This is a genomic window from Micrococcus sp., from assembly GCF_030523875.1.
In the GTDB taxonomy this organism is placed as follows: Bacteria; Actinomycetota; Actinomycetes; order Actinomycetales; family Micrococcaceae; genus Micrococcus.
Genome location: NZ_JAUNHR010000129.1, coordinates 1 through 3,837, shown reverse-complemented (window position 1 = coordinate 3,837; position 3,837 = coordinate 1). Strand labels below are relative to the sequence as shown.

3 protein-coding genes and 1 tRNA gene are annotated in these 3,837 nt (G+C 72.3%); 2 read left to right on the top strand and 2 right to left on the bottom strand.

Features of this window, described 5'->3' with window-relative positions; genetic code table 11:
* Window positions 1-28: 28 nt before the first annotated feature.
* Together Q4D18_RS11290 and Q4D18_RS11285 are read right to left on the bottom strand one after the other, a co-directional pair.
* Window positions 29-1,522 (bottom strand): DUF2079 domain-containing protein, encoded by a 1,494-nt coding sequence (locus tag Q4D18_RS11290; protein WP_303128477.1) that lies wholly within the window; start codon window positions 1,520-1,522, stop codon window positions 29-31.
* Window positions 1,523-1,579: 57 nt separating this feature from the next.
* A tRNA-Arg gene (locus tag Q4D18_RS11285) sits at window positions 1,580-1,653 on the bottom strand.
* A 189-nt stretch (window positions 1,654-1,842) separates the two neighbouring features.
* Here Q4D18_RS11285 and ssb point away from each other — a divergent pair.
* Window positions 1,843-2,418 (top strand): single-stranded DNA-binding protein, encoded by a 576-nt coding sequence (ssb, locus tag Q4D18_RS11280; RefSeq protein ID WP_303128476.1) that lies wholly within the window; start codon window positions 1,843-1,845, stop codon window positions 2,416-2,418.
* 91 nt (window positions 2,419-2,509) lie between these two features.
* Window positions 2,510-3,837: energy-dependent translational throttle protein EttA (ettA, locus tag Q4D18_RS11275; protein ID WP_303128475.1), on the top strand; the 1,328-nt coding region annotated here is incomplete at its 3' end.

The window sequence follows — 3,837 nt, the reverse complement described above, 5'->3', positions numbered from 1 at the left end:
CGCGCCTGAGCCGTCGACGGCGCCGCGGTCAGCGGTGCTCGAGGTAGGTCGAGCAGACGGGGGAGACCGCGCGGGAGGCATGGCGCAGGACCACGACGTCGCGCGCGGCCCACACCTGCTCGAACCCGAGGCGCTCGGCGCGCGCGAGCGCCTGGTCCGGGGTCAGCGGGTCCCAGCCGCCCAGCTCCTCCACGGAGGTGTCGACGATCATCCACGTGGCGAGCTCGTCCCCGATGTCCCCGTGGAGCCCGACGTGCGTGCGCGCGGTGAGGTGCGGCACCGCGTTGTCCGCGGCCTCCACGCACACGCCGTCCGGGATGAGGGAGACGGCGTGGTCCAGGTCCCGGGCGTGCTGGGTGACCGTCAGGTCCCCGGTGAGGGTGCGGTGGTAGGGGAACACCTGAGGGAAGGCCGCGGTGCCCACCACGGCGACGGCGAGCGCCCACGTCACCAGCACCTGCGGCATGCGGCGGACGGTGGGAAAGCGGTCCGCGAGGCGGACGGCCGCCTCGAGGGCCGCCATGAGCAGGACCGGCGCCAGGATCGCGTCGTACTGGTAGACGGGGGCCCACACGTTGAGGCGGTCGTTCCAGAGGCGGGAGAGCAGGATCGGCAGCGCCATGAGCGTCAGCGGGCTGAGGACCGGCAGGAGCAGCAGGGGCACGAGGTGCAGCAGCCACAGGGCGAGCTTGAGCGGGTGGTCCACGAGCGCGGCCACCGCCTCCCAGGGCCGGGTGAGGATCGTCAGCAGCGAGGAGCCCATGTCCGGGCCGAGGGCTTGGAACTGCCAGTAGCCGAACCCGCCGGTGGGGGAGTAGTGGGGGATCACCACGGACGTGGCGAACCAGTAGCCGGCCAGGCCGAGCACCACCGCGAGCGCGGCCTGCACCCAGTGCCGCCGCAGGGCGAACACCAGGCCCACGGCGCACAGGGTGATGCCCATGTCCTCGCGGACGGCGAGCAGCAGGACGCCGAGGGCGAGGGCGAGCCACGGGCGCCCGCCGTCGAGCGCCCACACCAGCCAGGCCAGGATCGGCACGCCGAGGGTGACCTCGTGGAAGTCCCAGTTCACCATCGCCTGGAAGGGCCAGGACAGCAGGAGGGCGGCGACGGCGACCAGCGCCCAGCCGTGCGTGACCCGGCGCCGGGCGAAGAGGTACACGGGCACGGCGGCCAGGCACAGCGCGGCGGCCATCACGATGCCCAGCATCCTCGGGTCCGGCCAGATCCAGTACGCCGGGGCGAGCAGGGCCAGGATCGGGTGGAAGTGGTCTCCCAGGATGTGGAAGTCGACGCCCTTGACCGAGCTCAGTGGCGCGTTGAGCAGCGCGTACTGCCGGACCACCTGGTCGAAGATGCCGAGGTCGTAGCCCTTGGCCTCGTACGCGGCGTACCGCAGGAAGGAGTGCGTGATGCTCAGCGCCGCGGACAGCGCCAGCAGCAGGCCCAGCTGGAGGCCCTGGCGGCGGCTGACCCGCACCGTCGGGACCTCGGGACGGGGCCGGTTCAGCCAGGCGCGCACGCGGTCCAGGGGAGCCTCCTCGAATGCGGGGGGCGTCGACGTCGTCGACGCGCGGGGTGCCCCAGGAGGGATTCGAACCCCCGACCGGCGGATTAGAAGGCCGCTGCTCTGTCCAGCTGAGCTACTGGGGCTGGGCCGCGCCAGTCTACCGGCCGTCCTCTCCTGCACAGGCGACCGGCGCCGGTGACCCGTCCACCGCCGGCGCCGCCCCGTGCGCGGCGCGGGGCCCGGGACGGTGGGATGGGGGCAGGCGGGTCGCCCGATCCGCTGAGACCGACCGCCCGGGCACGGGCCCGCGGCGGAGCGAGGGAGGGACCGTCATGCAGGACACCATCACCATCCGCGGGTTCGTGGCCACGGACCCGGCCACCCGGCACACCGCCTCGGGGTCCGCCGTGGTCGGCTTCCGCCTGGCCACCACGGAGCGCCGCTTCGACCGGGACGCCGGCATGTGGGTGGACGCCCACACCAACTGGTACAGCGTCTCCGCCTTCGGCCAGCTCGGCGCCAACACGGCCCAGTCCGTGAAGAAGGGCAACCCGGTGATCGTCACCGGCCGGCTGCGCGTGCGGGACTGGAGCACGGACGAGCGCTCCGGCACCTCCGTGGACGTGGTGGCCGACGCCGTCGGCCTGGACCTGGGCTACGGGTCCTCCGCCTTCATGCGCAACATGCGCCCCGCGCGGGCCGAGGACCAGGGTCCGGGCGGGGCCGCCCGTCCCGACGGCGAGGACCGGGACGACGCCGGCCGGGACGGCTCCGACGGCTTCGACGCCCCGCTGCCGGAGGCGTTCCGCGGCGGGGACGCCCCCGCGGCCGGGGACGGCCCGGAGCCGGGCCGCGGGCAGGACCGGGAGCAGGCCGGGCGGGAGGTCGCCCAGCCGGTCGCGGCCTGAGGGAGGGCGGGCGCGCCGGGGCCGCTCCGGCGGGCCCGCCCTCCGGCGGGCGATGACCGGATTCCGGGACCCACCCACTAGCCTGGGTGCCATGGCGGAATTCATCTACACGATGGTCAAGGCCCGCAAGAAGGTGGGCGACAAACTGATCCTGGACGACGTCACCATGTCGTTCTTCCCGGGGGCCAAGATCGGCATGGTCGGCCCCAACGGCGCCGGCAAGTCCACGATCCTCAAGATCATGGCCGGGCTGGACGAGCCCTCGAACGGCGAGGCGCGGCTGTCCCCGGGCTACTCCGTGGGCATCCTGCTGCAGGAGCCCAAGCTGGACGAGGACAAGACGGTGCTGGAGAACGTCCAGCAGGGCGTGGGGGCGATCCACGGCAAGATCCAGCGCTACAACGCGATCTCCGAGGAGATGGCGGACCCGGACGCGGACTTCGACGCCCTCATGGAGGAGATGGGCCAGCTGCAGACCGAGATCGACGCGGCCGACGCATGGGACCTCGACTCCCAGCTGGACCAGGCCATGGACGCCCTGCGCTGCCCGCCGCCCGAGGCCCGGATCGAGCACCTCTCCGGCGGCGAGAAGCGCCGCGTGGCGCTCTGCGCCCTGCTGCTGAGCAAGCCGGACCTGCTGCTGCTCGATGAGCCCACCAACCACCTCGACGCCGAGTCCGTGCTGTGGCTCGAGCAGCACCTGGCCTCCTACCCGGGCGCCGTCGTCGCCGTGACCCACGACCGCTACTTCCTGGACCACGTGGCGGGCTGGATCTGCGAGGTCGACCGCGGCCGTCTCTACCCGTACGAGGGCAACTACTCCACGTACCTGGAGACCAAGAAGGCCCGCCTGGAGATCCAGGGCAAGAAGGACGCCAAGCTCGCCAAGCGCCTCTCCGAGGAGCTCGACTGGGTGCGCTCCAACACCAAGGGCCGCCAGGCCAAGTCCAAGGCCCGCCTGGCCCGCTACGAGGAGATGGCGGCCGAGGCGGAGAAGACCCGGAAGCTGGACTTCGAGGAGATCCAGATCCCGCCGGGCCCGCGCCTGGGCAACGTGGTCATCGAGGCCAAGGACCTGCAGAAGGGCTTCGACGGCCGCACTCTGATCGACGGCCTGTCCTTCTCCCTGCCGCGCAACGGCATCGTCGGCGTGATCGGCCCGAACGGCGTGGGCAAGACCACCCTGTTCAAGACGATCGTGGGCCTCGAGCCCCTCGACGGCGGCGACCTGAAGATCGGCGAGACCGTCAAGATCTCCTACGTGGACCAGACCCGCGCGAACATCGACCCGGAGAAGTCCCTGTGGGAGGTCGTCTCCGACGGCCTCGACTACATCAAGGTCGGCAACGTGGAGATGCCCTCGCGCGCCTACGTCTCCGCGTTCGGCTTCAAGGGCCCGGACCAGCAGAAGAAGGCCGG

What these genes read in the sequence shown, in the direction of transcription:
- ssb (WP_303128476.1), top strand. Translation starts at nt 1,843, where the DNA reads ATGCAGGACACCATCACCATCCGCGGGTTCGTGGCCACGGACCCGGCC.